The following is a 17300-nucleotide window of genomic DNA, read 5'->3' on the forward strand; positions in this document are numbered from 1 at the left end:
CTGCTTATGGGCAGAAGGTCATGCTGCCTTCCCGCACGGGCTTGGTTAGGATGGGGGCACGACCGTCCCGCGCCCCGCGTGGAGGCGGACCTGCCGTTTGCCGGGATCCTCCATGCGCCACCTGTTCGCTTCGCTTGCCCTCATGCTCGCCACCAGTACCGCCGCCCACGCCGAAAAACTGACCCTGGAAGCCATCACCGGCCCCCTGCCGTTGTCCGGCCCGACCCTGATGAAGCCCAAGGTGGCGCCGGACGGTTCGCAGGTCAGCTTCCTGCGCGGCAAGGACAGCGACCGCAACCAGCTGGACCTGTGGACCTACGACATCGGCAGCGGCCAGACCCGCCTGCTGGTTGATTCCAAGGTCGTGCTGCCCGGCACCGAGACCCTCAGCGATGAGGAAAAGGCCCGACGCGAGCGCCAGCGCATCGCCGCGATGACCGGCATCGTCGATTACCAGTGGTCGCCGGACGCGCAGCGCCTGCTGTTCCCGTTGGGCGGCGAACTCTACCTGTACGACCTCAAGCAGCATGGCCAGGCGGCCGTGCGCCAGCTGACCCACGGTGAAGGCTTCGCCACCGACGCCAAGCTGTCGCCCCAGGGCGGCTTCGTCAGCTTCATCCGCGGCCGCAACCTGTGGGTGATCGACCTGGCCAGTGGCAAGCAGCTGCAGCTGACCCGCGACGGCAGCACCACCATCGGCAACGGCGTGGCCGAGTTCGTCGCCGATGAGGAAATGGATCGCCACACCGGTTACTGGTGGGCGCCGGATGATTCGGCCATCGCCTTCGCCCGCATCGACGAGGCGCCGGTGCCGGTGCAGAAGCGCTACGAGGTCTATGCCGACCGCACCGACGTGATCGAACAGCGTTACCCGGCCGCCGGCGACGCCAACGTGCGCGTGCAGCTGGGCGTGATCGCACCGGCCGCCGATGCGCAGCCGCGCTGGATCGACCTGGGCAAGGAACAGGACATCTACCTGGCCCGCGTCGATTGGCGCGATGCGCAGCACCTGAGTTTCCAGCGCCAGTCGCGTGACCAGAAGCAGCTGGACCTGGTCGAAGTGGCGCTCGACTCCAACCGCCAGCGCGTGCTCGCCCACGAGACCAGCCCGACCTGGGTGCCGCTGCACAACAGCCTGCGCTTCCTTGAAGATGGCAGCGTGCTGTGGTCGTCCGAGCGCACCGGCTTCCAGCACCTGTACCGCATCGATGACAAGGGCAAGGCCACTGCGCTGACCCATGGCAACTGGCCGGTGGACGAACTGCTGGCGGTCGATGAGAAGGCCGGCAAGGCCTACTTCCGTGCTGGCATCGAGACCTCGCGCGAAAGCCAGATCTACGCGGTGTCGCTGCAGGGCGGTGAGCCGCAGCGCCTGTCGAAGGCGCCGGGCATGCACAGCGCCAGCTTCGCCCGCAATGCCAGCGTCTACGTGGACAGCTGGTCCAACAGCACCACGCCGCCGCAGATCGAACTGTTCCGCGCCAACGGCGAGAAGATCGCCACGCTGGTCGAGAACGACCTGACCGATCCCAAGCACCCGTATGCGCGCTACCGCGATGCGCAGCGCCCGGTCGAGTTCGGCACGTTGATGGCTGCCGACGGCAAGACCCCGTTGAACTACAGCCTGATCAAGCCGGCCGGCTTCGATCCGTCCAAGCGCTACCCGGTGGCGGTGTACGTCTACGGCGGCCCGGCCAGCCAGACCGTCACCGACAGCTGGCCCGGCCGTGGCGACCATCTGTTCAACCAGTACCTGGCCCAGCAGGGCTACGTGGTGTTCTCGCTGGACAACCGTGGCACCCCGCGACGTGGCCGTGACTTCGGTGGCGCGCTGTACGGCAAGCAGGGCACGGTGGAAGTGACCGACCAGCTGCGCGGCGTGGCCTGGCTGAAGCAGCAGCCGTGGGTGGACCCGGCGCGCATCGGCGTGCAGGGCTGGTCCAACGGCGGTTACATGACTCTGATGCTGCTGGCCAAGGCATCGAACCAGTACGCCTGTGGCGTGGCCGGCGCACCGGTCACCGATTGGGGCCTGTATGACAGCCACTACACCGAACGCTACATGGACCTGCCGGCGCGCAACGAAGCGGGGTACCGCGAAGCGCGCGTGCTGACCCATATCGACGGCCTGCGTTCGCCGTTGCTGCTGATCCACGGCATGGCCGATGACAACGTGCTGTTCACCAACTCGACCAGCCTGATGAGCGCGCTGCAGAAGCGCGGCCAGCCGTTCGAGCTGATGACCTATCCGGGTGCCAAGCATGGCCTGTCCGGCGCCGATGCCCTGCATCGCTACCGTGTGGCCGAAGCCTTCCTGGGACGCTGCCTGAAGCCCTGATGCACAAACGGGAAGGAGCCCGCCGATGACACTGCCGCCGCCGATTCCCACCCATGGCCCGAAGCCTGCCGGCTGGTGGTCCCGTCACTGGCGCTGGGCGATGCCGCTGGCCGTGCTGCTGGTGTTGGCCGGTGCCGGTGGCGTGGTGGCCTGGAGCGTGCTGCGCTGGAGCGAGGCCGCACGCGAGAGCCCGCCGATGCGCGAGGCGATGCGCCGCGCTGGATGCAGCATCGAACTGGTGGAAGCCTTCGGCGAGCCGCTGCGTGCCGAGTCGATGCCGCTGGGCAGCATGCAGACCGCGATCAACGGCCAGCGCGACGTCGGCCTGACCGTGGCCCTGGAAGGCCCGCGCGCGCACGGCCGGCTGTTCGTGAAGGGCACCCGCAGCGACGACGTCTGGGACTATCCGGTGATGTATGTGCTGGGCGAGAACAAGCAGACGTTCGACCTGACCGCGCTGGATGATGACGAGGCCGCGCAGGAATGCGAGCTGCAGGCCTGCCGCGAACGCGGCGAATGCCCGCTGGCTGCGGCGTTGTGACCTCCGGCCGATTGTCGCCACAGCGCTGAGCGCGTAGGGTGCGGGCAACCCTGTCCTGGAGTGCACCATGAAGCCGATCGCGTTGGCCGTTGCCCTGGCCCTGACTGCCGCCCCGCTGATGTCCGCACCGCCGGCGCTGGCGGCACCCGCCGCCAAGGCCGCTACTCCGGCCAGCCCGGCCTGGGTGGCCCGCAGCAACGCACTGGCGCAGATCCTGCTTGATGCGCAGGGCCCGTTCCAGCCGGAAGAAACCGGCTTCTTCGGCGTGCCCGGCTATGACGACAAGGTGGCCGACCTCGGTGCGGACAATGGCAAGCGCTACCGCGCCGCGATGGCCAAGGCCCGCGATGAACTGAAAGCCAAGCTGGCCACCGAGCAGGATCCCAACGTCCGCCAGGACCTGGAGATCATGATCCACGCCGCCAACCAGAACATCGAAGGCAGCGAGCTCAACGAGAAGTACCTGCTGCCATGGAGTGACGCGCCGCAGACCATCTTCAGCGGCCTCAACCTGCTGCTGTCCGACCAGGTGCCGGCCGAGCGCCGGGCCAAGGCGATCGACCGCCTCAAGGCCTACGCCGGGCTGCAGCCGGGTGGCACCGCGTTCACCACGCTGGCCCGCCAGCGTTACGAAGAGCGCTTGAAGGACGGCAGCCTGCTGCAGCCGACGAAGATCGAAGTGCAGCAATCGCTGGACAATGTCGAGACGTACATCACCGGCATCGAGTCGCTGCTGAAGAAGTACCAGATCGCCGGCGCCGATGAGGCGATGAAGGCCCTGGCCGGGCAGATGAAGGACTACGCCGCCTGGACCCGCAAGGACGTGCTGCCGAAGGCACGCACCGATGCGCGCCTGCCGGCGCCGCTGTACGCCTACCAGCTCAAGCAGGTCGGTATCGATATCGATCCGAAGCTGCTGATGCAGCGCGCGCAGCTGGAGTTCATGGAAACCCGCTCGGCGATGCAGCAGCTGGCGCCGCTGGTGGTGAAGGACAAGGGTCTGAAGGTGGCCGACCCGAGTGACCCGGTGGCGGTGATCCGCGCGCTGAAGGCCGACAAGATCGCCGACGACCATCTGGAAGGGCACTACCGCAAGGTGATCGATGCGATCGATCCGCTGATCCGCGAGCATGCCATCGTCGACGTGCCCAAGCGCGCCATGCAGATGCGCCTGGGTTCGGCCGCCGAGAGCGCGGCCAGCCCGGCCCCGCATTTCCTGCCGGCGCCGCTGGTCAACAACACCGGGCAGCAGGGCACCTTCGTGCTGCCGCTGGGCAACCCGGCGGCGGGCCCGGGCGCACAATACGACGATTTCAACTTCGGTGCGGCGGCATGGACGCTGAGCGCGCATGAAGGCCGCCCCGGCCACGAGCTGCAGTTCACCGCGATGGTCGAGCGTGGTGTCTCGCTGGCACGCACCATGTTCGCGTTCAATTCGGTGAATGTTGAAGGCTGGGCGCTGTATGCCGAGGCCGAGATGGTGCCGTACGAGCCGCTGGACGGGCAGATGATCGCCCTGCAGTTCCGCCTGCTGCGGGCCGCACGCGCAATGCTTGACCCGATGCTCAACCTCGGCCTGACCGACCGCGCCAACGGCGAACGTGTGCTGATGGAGCAGGTCGGCCTGTCCAAGGCGATGGCCACCCAGGAACTGGACCGTTACATGGTGCGCATGCCGGGCCAGGCGGGCAGCTACTTCTATGGCTACACCCGCATCCTCGAACTGCGCATGCAGACCGAGCTGGCACTGGGCGCGAAGTTCGACCGCCTGGCGTTCAACAACTTCCTGCTCGACCAGGGCCTGCTGCCGCCGGACCAGCTGGCCGATGCGGTGAACAAGGTGTTCGTGCCGAAGTACAAGTGATGCCCGCGCCGGGGTCGGATCCCTTTCCGCAGGAAAGGGCTCTGACCCCGTGCGTCAATGTCCATCCACGCATGGCGTGGATCTACTGCATCACCGCTGCGGCGTGATCACCTGGGTCGGCAACCGTGCCGGCGGTTCCGGATTGGGTACCCAGATCGCCACGCCGGCGGCGCGCTTCTGCGTGGTCGGAATACCGATGCCGACGCCACCCCCCACATGCGAGCCGAAGGTGCCGGCACCCACCGACATGCCCACCGGTGAGCCGCTGCTGCCCACGCCCATCAGCACCACGCCATTGGCGCCCAGTGCCGCCGCTTCACGCTTCAGGCGTGCCACCGCGGCATCGGTCTGGCCCTGCGTGCCGAAGCCCACGGCAGATGCCGATTCCAGCTGCGCGATTTCCTGCGAGCCGGCCGGTGGCGTGGAATAGATCTGCACCAGTGCCGGATCGATCGGCGCGCGGGCGCGCCCCAGCATGACCTTGGAGGTGCTGGCACAACCGGCGGCGACCAGCAGGATGGCCGCCAGCGCGGCCCAACGGATGTTCATGGCACGACCCCTGTAGGACTGGTTGCGATCTTCGGTGGGCCACTCTGAATCGGCGCCAACACCCGGGCCCGGGCACCCACGGCAGCACGCTAGCACGCGTCGGGTGACAGCCCCGCCAACGGCAGTAGGCGGCGACCGCGTGAACGACTATGGTGGACAGACAGGAACCAACTGCGGGAGAGCGGAATGGGCGTGATCAGTCTGTTGTGGGGCGTACTTGCGCTGTTGTGGATGATCCTGGCGCTGATTCCGCTGCTTGGCTGGGGCAACTGGTTCCTGATCCCGTTCGCCGCCGTCGGCGCGGTGATCGCCGCGCTGGGCATCCTGTTTACCCACCCGACCAAGCGCGGTCGGGCCTGGGCCGGGCTGGTGCTGAACGGCATCGTGGTGGTGGTCGGCATCCTGCGCCTGGGCCTGGGCGGCGGCGTGATCTGAATCCCGGCACCCGGTGCGACCGGGCGTCGCAGATACACGGCTGCTGGCCGGGCAGGGGCGTACAATGAGCGGCTGCGCGAGCCCCCCGCGTGCCTGTGATTCCGCGCCTGGCGCGGCTGCCCGATGATCATCCGACCCCGTCCCCACGGCTGGCAACTGCTGTACATCCTGCGCGGCTCGATCGTCAAAGCGATCGCGCCGAAGGTGCTGGCCATCCTGATCCTGTCCATTGCCGTGGCGGCCGTGGTGGAACTGGCCCCGCCGACCGGCATCGAACGCGTGTCGGTCACGCCGTTCACCCTGCTCGGCCTGGTCCTGTCGATCTTCCTCAGCTTCCGCAACAGCGCCTGCTATGACCGCTGGTGGGAAGGCCGCAAGCTGTGGGGCCAGCTGGTCTACGAATCACGTTCGCTGGCCCGCCAGGTGCACCTGCTGCTGGCCGATGACGGCGGCCGCCGTCGCCGCATCGCGTACCTCACCACCGCGTTCGCCCATGCGCTGGCCGCGCGCCTGCGTGGACGCATCGTGGCCCTGGCTGCCTTGCCATGGCTGGACAAGCCGCAACGCGAGCAGCTGGGCCAGCGCGAGAACGTGCCGGATGCATTGCTGTCGATGATCGCTGCCGAGCTGGCCCAGGCGCTGCGCGCCGGCGAGCTCGATCCGATTCTCTACACCCAGCTGGAGGAGCGCCTGCACGCGATGTCGTCGATCCAGGCCGGCTGCGAGCGCATCCTCACCACGCCGCTGCCGTTCGCCTACACCCTGCTGCTGCATCGCTGCGCGTGGATGTTCTGCGTGCTGCTGCCGTTCGGCCTGGCCAGTTCGCTGGGCTGGGGCACGCCGGTGCTGTCGGCGGTGCTGGCCTATGCCTTCTTCGGCCTGGACCAGCTGGGCGAAGAAATGGAAGACCCGTTCGGCTTGGAGCCGAACGACCTGCCGCTGGACGCGCTGGTGCGCACGATCGAGATCGACCAGCTCGACGCGCTCGGCGAACGCCCCTTGCCCGAACCCCTGCTGCCGCAGGGTTACCTGTTGCAATAGCCACTCCTCGGAGCCTGCCATGTCCCATCCGCTTTACCGCCCGCGCCGCATGCGCCACGACGAGTTCTCGCGCCGCCTGATGCGCGAGAACACGCTGACCACCGACGACCTGATCTACCCGGTGTTCGTGCACGAACTGGCGGGCCGCACCGCAGTGCCGTCGATGCCGGGCGTGGAGCGGCTGTCGATCGAAGAGCTGCTGAAGGTGGCCGAAGAAGCGCTGGAACTGGGCATTCCGGTGATCGACCTGTTCCCGGTGATCGACCCGTCGCTGAAGTCGCTGGACGCGTCGGCGGCGTGGGCCGAGGACGGCCTGGCGCAGCGTGCGATCCGCGCGCTGAAGTCGCGCTTCCCGGAACTGGGCGTGATGACCGACGTGGCGCTGGACCCGTACACCACCCACGGCCAGGACGGCATCATCGACGACAAGGGCTATGTGCTGAACGACATCACGGTCGAAGCGCTGGTCAAGCAGTCGGTGTCGCACGCCGAGGCCGGTGTGGACATCGTCTCGCCGTCGGACATGATGGACGGCCGCATTGGCGCGATCCGCCGTGCGCTGGATGCCGACAACCACATCAACGTGCGCATCATGGCCTACTCGGCCAAGTACGCCTCGGCGTTCTACGGCCCGTTCCGTGATGCGGTGGGCAGCGCGGCCAGCCTCGGCAAGGCCGACAAGAAGACCTACCAGATGGACCCGGCCAACGGCGACGAGGCTCTGCGCGAGATCGCGCTGGACCTGGAAGAGGGCGCCGACATGGTGATGGTCAAGCCGGGCATGCCGTACCTGGACCTGGTGCGCAGGGTGAAGGACACGTTCGGCGTGCCGACCTTCGCCTACCAGGTCAGTGGCGAGTACGCGATGATGAAGGCCGCCTTCGCCAACGGCTGGCTGGACGAGCGTGCCTGCGTGCTGGAGTCGCTGCTGGGCTTCAAGCGGGCCGGTGCCGATGGCGTGCTGACCTATTTCGCGCCGCAGGTGGCGCGATGGCTGCGCGAGCGCTGACAATAGCGCCACGATAGACGGAGGACTGCGCGATGGGACCCGAACTGGGATGGATGCAATGGCTGATCTGGGGCACCGGTGTCCTGGTGTTCGGTGCCATCATCGTCGCTGTCTTCATCGCCGCCTGGCGGGCGGGCAAGCGCCCGCCGGAGCAGCTTTCCGCCGCCCGCCACGTAGCCCGTGAGCAGGCCCTGCCGGACAGCGTGCAGGCCGAGCTGGCTGCGTTGAACCAGCGCAAGGACAACGGCCAGCTGAGCGAGATGGAGTACGAGCAGTTGCGCGCCAAGGTGCTGTCGCGCTGACGGGCAATCCCCGGGGTCGGATCCCTTTCCGCAGGAAAGGGCTCTGACCCCTTCGCGGGCGCCATCCACGCATGGCGTGGATCTACCGCACGCACCCGGCCACCGCCGCCACCCTGGGCACCGCCAACCGGTACACGTCCACGCCACCGGCGCGCGGCGCCTTTGCCGCGCTGCTGGCCACCATCATCTCGCCGGGCCTGGCGTTGTCGATCACCGGCGCGCCGGTCCAGCCGCCGGCCTGGTTGAACGACAGTCCCAGCGGCTGCAGCGCCACACCGCTCCACGCACAGCCGCTGCTCCAGACCTGCGCAGTACTGCCGTGGCCGCGGCTGAACACCACGGCGCCGTCATGGCCCAGCCAGTCGCCGTCGGTCTCGTCGTCGGCGCTGTTCAGCGCGCTCAGTGCGGTGGCCGGGCCACGCAGGCCCTGCGCATCCAGCGTCGCTATGAACAGGTCCCAGCCGGCGCCATGGCCCTGCTGGCGGGCAAACAACAGCTGCTTGCCATCCGCGCTCAGGGCCGGTCCGCGCTCTTCCCGGCGCCCGCCGTCACCGCCCAGCGGCTGCGCTGGGCCCAGCCGGCCATCGGTGGCCAGCGCAGCGCGGTACAGCGCCAGCGCGCCCTCGCGGCCGGCCGCGAACAACAGCCAGCGGCCATCACGGCTGAAGTAGGGATCACGGGCTTCACCGGCCACGCCGACCGGCAGTGCCTGTGCCTGCTGCCAACGACCGTCGACCACGCGTGCCTCCCACAGGCCCCAGCCGGCTTCGTCGCGGCGGGCGAAAACGATGCGCTGGCCATCGGCGCTGATCGTGGCGCGACCCTCGTCGGCGCGGGTCGAGACCACGCCCATGCCTTCGATGCCGTACTCGTTCAACGCCATCGCCACGGGGGCAGAGAGTAGACTGGCGGCAAGCACCAGCAGGGGCGGGGTGATGCGCATCATCCGGTTCCATGCACGAACAGAGCATCAGTCTAGCCAGCTTGAGGATTCCATGACCGACCGTTACGCCGTCTTCGGACACCCCGTCGCCCATTCGAAGTCGCCGCAGATCCATGCGTCGTTCGGTCGCCAGGAAGGCATCGCCATCGACTATCGCGCGATCGACCTGGCCCCGGAGGCGTTCCTGGCCGGCCTGGAGGCCTTCGCTGCCGAGGGCGGTGTCGGTGCCAATGTCACCCTGCCGCACAAGGAAACCGCGTTCTCGGTGTGCACCACGCTGACCGCACGGGCGCGCCGCGCCGGATCGGTCAACACGCTGCTGCGCAAGGGCGACCGTTGGCACGGCGACACCACCGATGGCATCGGCCTGGTGCGCGACCTGACCGACCGCCACGGCCTGGACCTGCGCGGCCGTCGCGTGCTGATGATCGGTGCCGGTGGCTCGGCGCGCAGCGTCGCCCCGGCGCTGCTCGATGCCGGCATCACCGAACTGGTGGTGGTCAACCGCACGCCGGAACGTGCCGACGAGCTGATCGATGCCATGGGCGAACCGGGCCGCGCGATCAGCCGCTACTGGGAGGACCTGCGCGACCTGGGCGACTTTGAACTGATCGTCAACGCCACCTCGGCGGGCCGCGACCGCGATGTCGAGTTCAAGCTGCCGCTGTCGCTGGTCAACTCGATGACCACCGCCGTCGACCTGAACTACGGCGAGGCGGCGATCGCCTTCCTGGCATGGGCACGCGCGGCGAACTGCCGCAACACCGTGGATGGCCTGGGCATGCTGGTCGAACAGGCTGCCGAGAGCTTCCTGCAGTGGCACGGCGTACGCCCGCAGACCGACGAGGTCTACCAGGCGCTGCGCCAGGGCCCGGCTGTGTTGGCCGGCGAGGACTGATCGATGGACGGCACGACCTTGATGGTGACCGTGCTGAGCATGGTCGGTGTGCGCCTGCCGGTGCTGATCGCGCTGTGCGTCGGCCTGGTCTGGGTGGTCGGTGCGCCGCGCGATGCGACCCGCACCGGCGCCCTGGTCGGCCTGCTGCTGTTGCTGTTGACCAGCCTCGGTGGGATGGCGGCGGGCATCCTGCCGATGTGGATGGTCCGCAGTGGTGATTTCAGTGCCGTGTCGAGCCTGAGCGCCATCCTCGGCGTGCTGCATTTCGCGCTGGCAATGGTCGAGGCCATCGGCGTGGTGCTGCTGGTGTGGGCGCTGGTGCGCCTGCTGCGGCTGCGCGGCAACGCGGTGCAGTGACACCGCGGTGACGGCCCAGGGCCGTCGCCAGCAGCGTCCGGCGTGTTCATCCAGCCGCCGGGCGTCGCCGCTGCCCCGTTCAGGCAGCCAGCGGCGGCGGACATGGCCGGCCATGCGACAATGACCGGCCCGATCCAGCCACGGTAATTCCCGGCGTGACCGAAACCGTCGCCGCTCCGCGCACGCTCGATGACCCCTTGAAGGACGCGATCCGCAAGGCGTACACGACGCTGCAGGCCAATACTCCCGGCTTCTCCACCCGCCGCTCGCAGAGCCAGATGATCGGCGTGGTGTCACGCGCGCTGTCGAAGAGCGGCGGCGTTGGCGTGGTCGAGGCGCCGACCGGCGTCGGCAAGAGCCTGGGTTACCTCACTGCGGGCGTACCGATTGCGCTGGCCAGCAAGAAGAAGCTGGTGATCAGCACCGGCACCGTGGCGCTGCAGTCGCAGCTGGTCGAGCGCGATATCCCGAATTTCCTCAAGGCCACCGGCCTGGAAGCAACCGTGGCGCTGGCCAAGGGCCGTACCCGCTACCTGTGCACGCGTAACGCCGCCGAAGCACAGGGCGAGGGCTCGCAGGGCGGCATGTTCGAGGATGATGCACCACTGTTCGACCGGCCGCTGGCGCCGATCGAGATGGACATCGCCAAGCGCCTGACCGATGCCTTCACCGGCGGCAGCTGGGACGGCGATATCGACAATGCGCCGGAGACCATCAGTCCCGGCCTGCGCAGCCGCATCACCACGCCGGCCTCGGGCTGCGCCGGGCGCCGTTGTGCGTATTCGGCGCAGTGCGCGGTGCTGCGTTCACGCAACACCGTGCGCGATGCGCAGATCGTGGTCACCAACCACGCGCTGCTGCTGTCGGCGCTGTCGATCGGCGACAGCGACAACGGCCAGCCGTTGATCGCGCCGCCGTCGGACATGCTGCTGGTGCTGGACGAAGGCCATCACATCGGCAACGTGGCGATCGACCAGGGCGCGGCCAGCCTGGCGCTGGATGAAATGGCCAAGCGCACCGGGCGCCTGCAGATCCTGATTGCCGGTGCCTACCGCGCGGTCGACAAGGACCGCCTCGGCAACCTGCTGCCGAACGAAGCGATCGAGGTCGCCAGCAACGTCGCCAAGCAGCTGCGCGCGTTCCGCGATCACATCGAGCGGGTGTGGATGCCGGCGCCAGCGGACGAGGAGCCGATGTGGCGCGCGGCCAACGGCCGTTTGCCGGAGGCCTGGCGCGAGCCGATCGAGGCACTGGCCGACGAGACCCGCAGCCTCTACAACTGGGCGCATGCCGCCACCGCGCAGGTGGCCAAGGGCAAGCCGGACGACGCCGCGCGCGAGCGCCTGCAGCGCAACCTGGGCATGGCGCTGGAAATGATCGAGCAACAGTACAACCTGTGGCAGGCCTGGCGCCGCGAGGACAAGGACGGCGCGCCGCCGATGGCGCGCTGGGTCACCGCCACCCGCGACGGTGACCTGGTGCTGCACGGCTCGCCGGTATCGGCCGCGCACGTGCTGCGCAAGCTGCTGTGGGATGAGGTGGACTCGGTGGTGATGACCTCGGCGACGCTGACCGGCGGTGGCGATTTCCAGTCGCTGGCGATCGACAACGGCATTCCGGAAGAGGCCGAGATGGTCTCGCTGTCGTCGCCGTTCGACCTGCCCAACCAGGCCGAGCTGATCGTGCCCAGGTTCCCGGTCACCCCCGACGACCGCGAAGGCCATCCCCGCGAGGTGGCGCGCTACCTCGACACCGAGCTGGATTGGGCCAAGGGCTCGATGGTGCTGTTCACCTCGCGCTGGAAGATGGAAAAGGTGGCCGGGCTGATGCCCGCCGCGCGGCGCAAGCAGGTGCTGGTACAGGGCGAGATGTCCAAGACCCGGCTGATCGAAGAACACCTGCGCCGCGTCGCTGCCGGCGAAGGCTCGGTACTGTTCGGCCTGAACTCGTTCGGCGAAGGCCTCGACCTGCCCGGCGAAGCCTGCACCACGGTGGTGATCACCCAGGTACCGTTCGCGGTGCCGACCGATCCGCAGACCGCCACGCTCAGCGAATGGTTCGAGGGCCGCGGGCTCAATGCGTTCAACCTGATCGCCATTCCGCACGCGCTGCGCACGTTGACCCAGTTCGCCGGTCGCCTGATCCGCACCTCCACCGACACCGGCCGCGTGATCATCCTCGATTCGCGGCTGCTGACCCGCCGCTACGGAAAGCGCATCATCGACGCGCTGCCGCCGTTCAAGCGCGTGATCGGCTGAAAAAAGGGGACGGAGGGGATTAAGTCGTTTGTGCCTCAAACGACTTAATCCCCTCCGTCCCTTTTTTTAAGATGCCGGCCAGCGGCCGGCACTACCGGATCGGCATCAATCGCCGAGCAGGGCGGTGTTGCGTACGGCGCCCTTGTCGGCACTGGTGGCGAGCAGGGCGTAGGCCTTCAACGCGCTGGTGACCTTGCGCGGGCGCGGCGCACGCGGTTTCCAGCCGCGTGCATCGGCCTCGCTGCGGCGCTGGACCAGCGTGGCCTCATCCAGCAACAGGTCGATGCGGCGGGCCGGGATGTCGATGCGGATGCGGTCACCGTCTTCCACAAGCCCGATCGCGCCGCCACTGGCCGCTTCCGGCGAAACGTGGCCGATCGACAACCCCGAGGTGCCACCGGAGAAGCGGCCATCGGTGAGCAGCGCGCACTGCTTGCCCAGTCCCTTCGACTTCAGGTAGCTGGTCGGGTACAGCATCTCCTGCATGCCCGGGCCGCCCTTCGGCCCTTCGTAGCGGATCACCACCACCTCGCCCGGCTGCACCTCGTCGGCGAGGATGCCGGCGACGGCGGCGTCCTGGCTTTCGTAGACGCGTGCGGGGCCTTCGAACACATGGATCGATTCATCCACGCCGGCGGTTTTCACCACGCAGCCATCGACGGCCAGATTGCCGCGCAGCACAGCCAGGCCACCTTCCAGCGAATACGCATGTTGCAGCGAGCGGATGCAGCCCTCGGCGCGGTCCAGGTCCAGCGCGGGCCAGCGCGTGGCCTGGCTGAAGGCCTCCTGGGTGGGGATGCCGGCCGGGCCGGCCTTGAAGAAGGTATGCAGGGTGTCGTTGTCGCTGCGCACCACGTCCCAGCGTTCCAGCGCTTCGGCCAGGCTGGCGCTGTGCACGGTCGGCACTGTGGTATCGAGCAGGCCGGCGCGATCCAGTTCACCGAGGATGCCGAACACGCCGCCGGCGCGGTGCACGTCCTCGATGTGGTACTTCGGTGTGTTCGGCGCCACCTTGCACAGCTGCGGGACGCGTCGCGACAGCGCGTCGATGTGGGTCAGGTCGAAGTCGACCTCCGCTTCCTGCGCTGCGGCCAGCAGATGCAGGATGGTGTTGGTGGAGCCGCCCATGGCGATGTCCAGGGTCATCGCGTTGGCGAACGCGGCCTGGGTGGCGATCCCGCGCGGCAGCGCGCTCGGGTCTTCGCCGCCGTACCAGCGATGGCAGAGCTCGACGATCAGGCGGCCGGCGCGACGGAACAGCGCCTCGCGGTCGGCATGGGTGGCCAGCGTAGTGCCGTTGCCGGGCAGCGACAGGCCCAGCGCTTCGGTCAGGCAGTTCATCGAGTTGGCGGTGAACATGCCCGAGCAGGAGCCGCAGGTGGGGCAGGCGCTGCGTTCAAAGGCCGCGACCTTCTCGTCGGAGGCGCTGTCATCGGCGGCCACCACCATCGCGTCGACCAGGTCCAGCTTGTGCTCGGACAGCTTTGTCTTGCCCGCTTCCATCGGCCCGCCGGAGACGAACACCACCGGGATGTCCAGGCGCAGCGCAGCCATCAGCATGCCGGGGGTGATCTTGTCGCAGTTGCTGATGCACACCAGCGCGTCGGCGCAGTGCGCGTTGACCATGTACTCCACGGCGTCGGCGATGATCTCGCGGCTGGGCAGCGAATACAGCATCCCGTCGTGGCCCATCGCGATGCCGTCGTCCACGGCGATGGTGTTGAATTCCTTGGCGACGCCACCGACCTGTTCGATTTCGCGTGCGACCAGCTGGCCGAGGTCCTTCAGGTGCACGTGGCCGGGCACGAACTGGGTGAAGGAGTTGGCGATGGCAATGATCGGCTTGTGGAAGTCGCCGTCTTTCATGCCGGTGGCACGCCACAGGGCGCGGGCGCCGGCCATGTTGCGGCCGGCGGTGGAGGTGCGGGAACGGTATTCGGGCATGGCTGGCGGAACGGGCGGGCCGTACGACGTGGGGGTCAGCCGATCATGGCCAATTTTTTCGGTTGCTGCTGCAACCACCTTCACCGCTTGCAGCGGCTTGGTGGTCCGCGCATTTCCCCTTATCCCCGCGCCTGCGGCGCGCCCCCTTGAACAACAAGGGGGCTTCTCGCCGGAGACTTGGCTGCGCGCGCCGGGCATAGCGCGGCGCCGCGGGGCGTGTGCCAACCAAGGTTGGCACCTACCAGTGCGGTGTGCCGCCCGGGGTCGGATCCCATCGCAGCGCGATGGGCTCTGACCCCAATGCCGACGAAAATGAAAGGCCGTTCATCTTTCCCACTTTGCCGATTCCGGTTGCTGGCCCGGATTTGGCATCATTGGGGCATTGATCCGTCGACAGGGCATGAGGCCATGAAACGTTCCCGCACCACCGCGCTGCTGCTGATGAGCGCTGCGCCGCTGCTGTTCACCGCCTGCCAGAAGGAGCCGGAGGTGAAGGTGCAGGAAGGCCTGTACACCTCGGTCGAGGCCTGCACCGAGGCCACCGGTGATCCGTCGTCGTGCCGCAACGCCTTTGCCGAAGCGCAGAAGCAGGCCGCCGATGCGGCGCCGAAGTACGCCAGCAAGGAAGCCTGCGAGAAGGATTACAAGCCGGAGCAGTGCGTGCAGCAGCACACCTCGGCCGGCACCTCGTTCATCGGCCCGATGATGATGGGTTTCTTCATGTCGCAGATGCTGAGCAACCGCGGCGGCCTCGCCCCGCAGGCGCCGGCGTCGGCACCGGCATACCAGGACAAGAACGCTGGCTGGGCGCGCCCGGCACCGGGCGGCACCGGTGGCCTGAACACCGCCAGCGGCATCGGTGCCGGCAAGGCCGGCCTGGCGCCGGTCACCAGCGAGCCGAACCGTGCGGTCACTGCCAGCCGTGGTGGCTTCGGCAACACCAGCGCACGCCGCAGCACCAGCGGCAGCTACGGCGGCTGATCGACCCATGCAGCGCATCCGGATTGCCGAGCGTGCCCAGTGGCGGGCACGCGCGGAGGAAGCGGGTTTCCGTTTCCATACCATCGATGGCCAGCCCTACTGGGATGAAAGCGCGTACTACGCGTTCACCCTGCGCCAGATCGAACAGGACATCGAAGACCCCAGTGCCGAGCTGCACCAGATGGCGCTGGACCTGGTCGGTGATGTCATCGGCAGCGAGCGGTTGATGGACCAGCTGGCGATTCCGTCGCATTACCGCGACTGGATCGCCGACAGCTGGCGCCAGCGCCAGCCGCACCTTTACGGCCGCCTGGACCTGGCCTACGACGGCACCGGCCCGGCCAAGCTGTACGAGCTGAACTACGACACGCCGACCTCGCTGTTCGAGGCCAGCTTCTTCCAGTGGCAGTGGCTGGAAGACCAGCGCAACGCCGGCCGCCTGCCGCAGCATGCCGACCAGTTCAATGCGATCCATGAGGCGCTGGTCGAGCGCTTCGGCGAACTGGCCAGGCAGCTGCCGCCGCCGTTGTACTTCAGCGCGGTGGGAAGCTCGGAAGAAGACCGTGGCACGGTCGATTACCTGCGCGACTGCGCGTCGCAGGCCGGCCTGCATGGCCAGGCCATCGCGATCGAGGACATTGGCCTGTCCGAGGACGGCCGCTTCACCGCGCTGGATGATTCGGTGATCGGCACGCTGTTCAAGCTGTACCCGCTGGAAGACCTGATGGCCGAAGAGTTCGGCCGCGCGCTGCCCGGTTCGGGCGTGCAGTTGCTGGAACCGGCGTGGAAGGCAGTGCTGAGCAACAAGGGCATCCTGCCGTTGCTGTGGCAGCGCAACGTAGGCCATCCGAACCTGCTGGAGGCGCACTTCGATGACGGCAGCACGCTGGCCCCGGGCTGGGTGCGCAAGCCGCTGTTCTCGCGCGAAGGTGCCAACATCGAGATGCACCTGGCCGATGGCAGCACCCAGCGCAGCGACGGTCCCTACGACGGCCCGGCGATCATCCAGCGCGCCCATCCGCTGACCCGCTTCGAAGGTGGCTACCCGCTGATCGGCAGCTGGGTGGTGGGTGACCACGCCTGCGGCATCGGCATCCGCGAGGACGACAGCGCGATCACCCGCGACAGTGCGCGGTTCGTGCCGCACGCGATCGTCGACGAGGCGCCGACGCGGATCTACGTCTGATGACGGTGCGGCGTTGGCCTGGCCGGCATGGGCGTGCCACGCCCGCGCCGGGCCGGCATTTCGATGACGGGCGCAGCCTGCAGGCCTTCGCGGACCGCGTCGCGGTGCGTTGCCACCGCTGCGATGCCCCCGGTTGGGTGATCGCCCGCTGGGAACCCTATCGATGGACCGCGCGTTTCCGCTGCACCGCTTGCAGCGCTGCATTGGACAGCGGCGACTGGGTGGGTGCGGTCCGCATTCTGGGCCGCCAGCCCTGTGGATTCTGCGGGCATCAGTGGCTGCATGTGTGTCGGCCGATTCCCGCCGGCATCCCCGCGCCTGCATCCTTCCCCGCCCGATGCGCACAGTGCGGTCGCAGCACCGAGGTCACGGTGTTGACGCGTCCCCTGCGTGACGCCGAGCCTGCCGATCCGCATTTCGGTCTGCCGCTGCGCCTGGTCGAATCGACCCGCGCGGGCCTGCTGTGGGCCTACAACGCCGAACATCTGCAGGCACTGCACGAATACGCGGGCGCGACGCTGCGCGAGGGCCGCGGCCATCATCGATCCATGTTCTCGCGCCTGCCGCAGTGGATGAAGCTGGCCCGCAACCGGGCGCTGCTGCAGCGTGCGGTGGAGCGGTTGCAGCGTCGCTTGCTGCAAGGGTAGTGCCGGC

Annotated in this window: 16 protein-coding genes; 13 read left to right on the forward strand and 3 right to left on the reverse strand. The window is 68.2% G+C overall.

Annotated elements, in window-relative coordinates:
• The first annotated feature begins 112 nt into the window (after positions 1-112).
• The 3 genes from AC5P7S_RS00370 to AC5P7S_RS00380 all read left to right on the forward strand — a co-directional run bounded on the left by AC5P7S_RS00370 (position 113) and on the right by AC5P7S_RS00380 (position 4743).
• Positions 113-2338 (forward strand): S9 family peptidase, encoded by a 2226-nt coding sequence (locus AC5P7S_RS00370; RefSeq protein ID WP_188239005.1) that lies wholly within the window; start codon positions 113-115, stop codon positions 2336-2338.
• 25 nt (positions 2339-2363) lie between these two features.
• Complete coding sequence (locus AC5P7S_RS00375) at positions 2364-2879, forward strand: cytochrome c oxidase assembly factor Coa1 family protein (protein ID WP_049414402.1); 516 nt, start codon at positions 2364-2366, stop codon at positions 2877-2879.
• Positions 2880-2946: 67 nt separating this feature from the next.
• Entirely contained in the window at positions 2947-4743 is a 1797-nt protein-coding gene (locus AC5P7S_RS00380; RefSeq protein WP_005420189.1) for a DUF885 domain-containing protein, read from the forward strand.
• A 90-nt stretch (positions 4744-4833) separates the two neighbouring features.
• On the opposite strand, the gene AC5P7S_RS00385 is transcribed toward AC5P7S_RS00380, so the two are convergent.
• Positions 4834-5292, reverse strand: coding sequence for a hypothetical protein (locus AC5P7S_RS00385; RefSeq protein WP_005420187.1), 459 nt, complete (start codon positions 5290-5292; stop codon positions 4834-4836).
• Positions 5293-5478: 186 nt separating this feature from the next.
• Between AC5P7S_RS00385 and AC5P7S_RS00390 the strand changes: the two genes are divergently transcribed.
• The 4 genes from AC5P7S_RS00390 to AC5P7S_RS00405 all read left to right on the forward strand — a co-directional run bounded on the left by AC5P7S_RS00390 (position 5479) and on the right by AC5P7S_RS00405 (position 8079).
• Entirely contained in the window at positions 5479-5727 is a 249-nt protein-coding gene (locus AC5P7S_RS00390; RefSeq protein ID WP_005420185.1) for a hypothetical protein, read from the forward strand.
• Positions 5728-5850: 123 nt separating this feature from the next.
• Complete coding sequence (locus AC5P7S_RS00395) at positions 5851-6768, forward strand: bestrophin family protein (RefSeq protein WP_069138806.1); 918 nt, start codon at positions 5851-5853, stop codon at positions 6766-6768.
• A gap of 19 nt (positions 6769-6787) precedes the next feature.
• Positions 6788-7777: a porphobilinogen synthase gene (hemB, locus tag AC5P7S_RS00400; protein ID WP_005420181.1), complete on the forward strand. Its 990-nt coding sequence runs from the start codon at positions 6788-6790 to the stop codon at positions 7775-7777.
• 32 nt (positions 7778-7809) lie between these two features.
• On the forward strand, positions 7810-8079 hold the full coding sequence (locus tag AC5P7S_RS00405; RefSeq protein ID WP_095378227.1) for a hypothetical protein: 270 nt from the start codon (positions 7810-7812) through the stop codon (positions 8077-8079).
• Positions 8080-8161: 82 nt separating this feature from the next.
• On the opposite strand, the gene AC5P7S_RS00410 is transcribed toward AC5P7S_RS00405, so the two are convergent.
• Positions 8162-9025, reverse strand: coding sequence for a TolB family protein (locus tag AC5P7S_RS00410; RefSeq protein WP_095378226.1), 864 nt, complete (start codon positions 9023-9025; stop codon positions 8162-8164).
• A gap of 49 nt (positions 9026-9074) precedes the next feature.
• Between AC5P7S_RS00410 and aroE the strand changes: the two genes are divergently transcribed.
• The 3 genes from aroE to dinG all read left to right on the forward strand — a co-directional run bounded on the left by aroE (position 9075) and on the right by dinG (position 12535).
• Positions 9075-9920 (forward strand): shikimate dehydrogenase, encoded by an 846-nt coding sequence (aroE, locus tag AC5P7S_RS00415; protein WP_005420177.1) that lies wholly within the window; start codon positions 9075-9077, stop codon positions 9918-9920.
• Between the two features lie 3 nt (positions 9921-9923).
• Entirely contained in the window at positions 9924-10277 is a 354-nt protein-coding gene (locus tag AC5P7S_RS00420; RefSeq protein WP_005420176.1) for a hypothetical protein, read from the forward strand.
• Between the two features lie 155 nt (positions 10278-10432).
• Complete coding sequence (dinG, locus tag AC5P7S_RS00425; protein ID WP_005420175.1) at positions 10433-12535, forward strand: ATP-dependent DNA helicase DinG; 2103 nt, start codon at positions 10433-10435, stop codon at positions 12533-12535.
• Between the two features lie 105 nt (positions 12536-12640).
• Here dinG and ilvD read toward each other — a convergent pair whose 3' ends face one another.
• Positions 12641-14479 (reverse strand): dihydroxy-acid dehydratase, encoded by a 1839-nt coding sequence (ilvD, locus tag AC5P7S_RS00430; RefSeq protein ID WP_065177877.1) that lies wholly within the window; start codon positions 14477-14479, stop codon positions 12641-12643.
• A 408-nt stretch (positions 14480-14887) separates the two neighbouring features.
• On the opposite strand from ilvD, the gene AC5P7S_RS00435 reads away from it, so the two are divergent.
• The 3 genes from AC5P7S_RS00435 to AC5P7S_RS00445 are packed head-to-tail and all read left to right on the forward strand — an operon-like array spanning position 14888 to position 17293.
• Positions 14888-15460: a DUF1190 domain-containing protein gene (locus AC5P7S_RS00435; protein WP_005420172.1), complete on the forward strand. Its 573-nt coding sequence runs from the start codon at positions 14888-14890 to the stop codon at positions 15458-15460.
• A 7-nt stretch (positions 15461-15467) separates the two neighbouring features.
• Positions 15468-16646: a glutathionylspermidine synthase family protein gene (locus tag AC5P7S_RS00440; RefSeq protein WP_095378225.1), complete on the forward strand. Its 1179-nt coding sequence runs from the start codon at positions 15468-15470 to the stop codon at positions 16644-16646.
• Complete coding sequence (locus AC5P7S_RS00445) at positions 16646-17293, forward strand: hypothetical protein (protein WP_005420170.1); 648 nt, start codon at positions 16646-16648, stop codon at positions 17291-17293. The genes AC5P7S_RS00440 and AC5P7S_RS00445 overlap by 1 nt, the downstream gene beginning before the upstream one ends.
• The last annotated feature ends 7 nt before the right edge of the window (positions 17294-17300 follow it).

Source organism: Stenotrophomonas sp. YJH_SMC_32, from assembly GCF_059369975.1.

Bases quoted from the DNA above. Each gene is read 5' to 3' on its own strand.
- hemB (WP_005420181.1), top strand. From the start codon at position 6,788: ATGTCCCATCCGCTTTACCGCCCGCGCCGCATGCGCCACGACGAGTTC.
- AC5P7S_RS00440 (WP_095378225.1), top strand. From the start codon at position 15,468: ATGCAGCGCATCCGGATTGCCGAGCGTGCCCAGTGGCGGGCACGCGCG.
- AC5P7S_RS00435 (WP_005420172.1), top strand. From the start codon at position 14,888: ATGAAACGTTCCCGCACCACCGCGCTGCTGCTGATGAGCGCTGCGCCG.
- aroE (WP_005420177.1), top strand. From the start codon at position 9,075: ATGACCGACCGTTACGCCGTCTTCGGACACCCCGTCGCCCATTCGAAG.
- AC5P7S_RS00395 (WP_069138806.1), top strand. From the start codon at position 5,851: ATGATCATCCGACCCCGTCCCCACGGCTGGCAACTGCTGTACATCCTG.
- ilvD (WP_065177877.1), bottom strand. From the start codon at position 14,479: ATGCCCGAATACCGTTCCCGCACCTCCACCGCCGGCCGCAACATGGCC.
- AC5P7S_RS00370 (WP_188239005.1), top strand. From the start codon at position 113: ATGCGCCACCTGTTCGCTTCGCTTGCCCTCATGCTCGCCACCAGTACC.
- AC5P7S_RS00420 (WP_005420176.1), top strand. From the start codon at position 9,924: ATGGACGGCACGACCTTGATGGTGACCGTGCTGAGCATGGTCGGTGTG.
- AC5P7S_RS00390 (WP_005420185.1), top strand. From the start codon at position 5,479: ATGGGCGTGATCAGTCTGTTGTGGGGCGTACTTGCGCTGTTGTGGATG.
- AC5P7S_RS00445 (WP_005420170.1), top strand. From the start codon at position 16,646: ATGACGGTGCGGCGTTGGCCTGGCCGGCATGGGCGTGCCACGCCCGCG.
- AC5P7S_RS00410 (WP_095378226.1), bottom strand. From the start codon at position 9,025: ATGATGCGCATCACCCCGCCCCTGCTGGTGCTTGCCGCCAGTCTACTC.
- AC5P7S_RS00380 (WP_005420189.1), top strand. From the start codon at position 2,947: ATGAAGCCGATCGCGTTGGCCGTTGCCCTGGCCCTGACTGCCGCCCCG.
- AC5P7S_RS00405 (WP_095378227.1), top strand. From the start codon at position 7,810: ATGGGACCCGAACTGGGATGGATGCAATGGCTGATCTGGGGCACCGGT.
- AC5P7S_RS00375 (WP_049414402.1), top strand. From the start codon at position 2,364: ATGACACTGCCGCCGCCGATTCCCACCCATGGCCCGAAGCCTGCCGGC.
- AC5P7S_RS00385 (WP_005420187.1), bottom strand. From the start codon at position 5,292: ATGAACATCCGTTGGGCCGCGCTGGCGGCCATCCTGCTGGTCGCCGCC.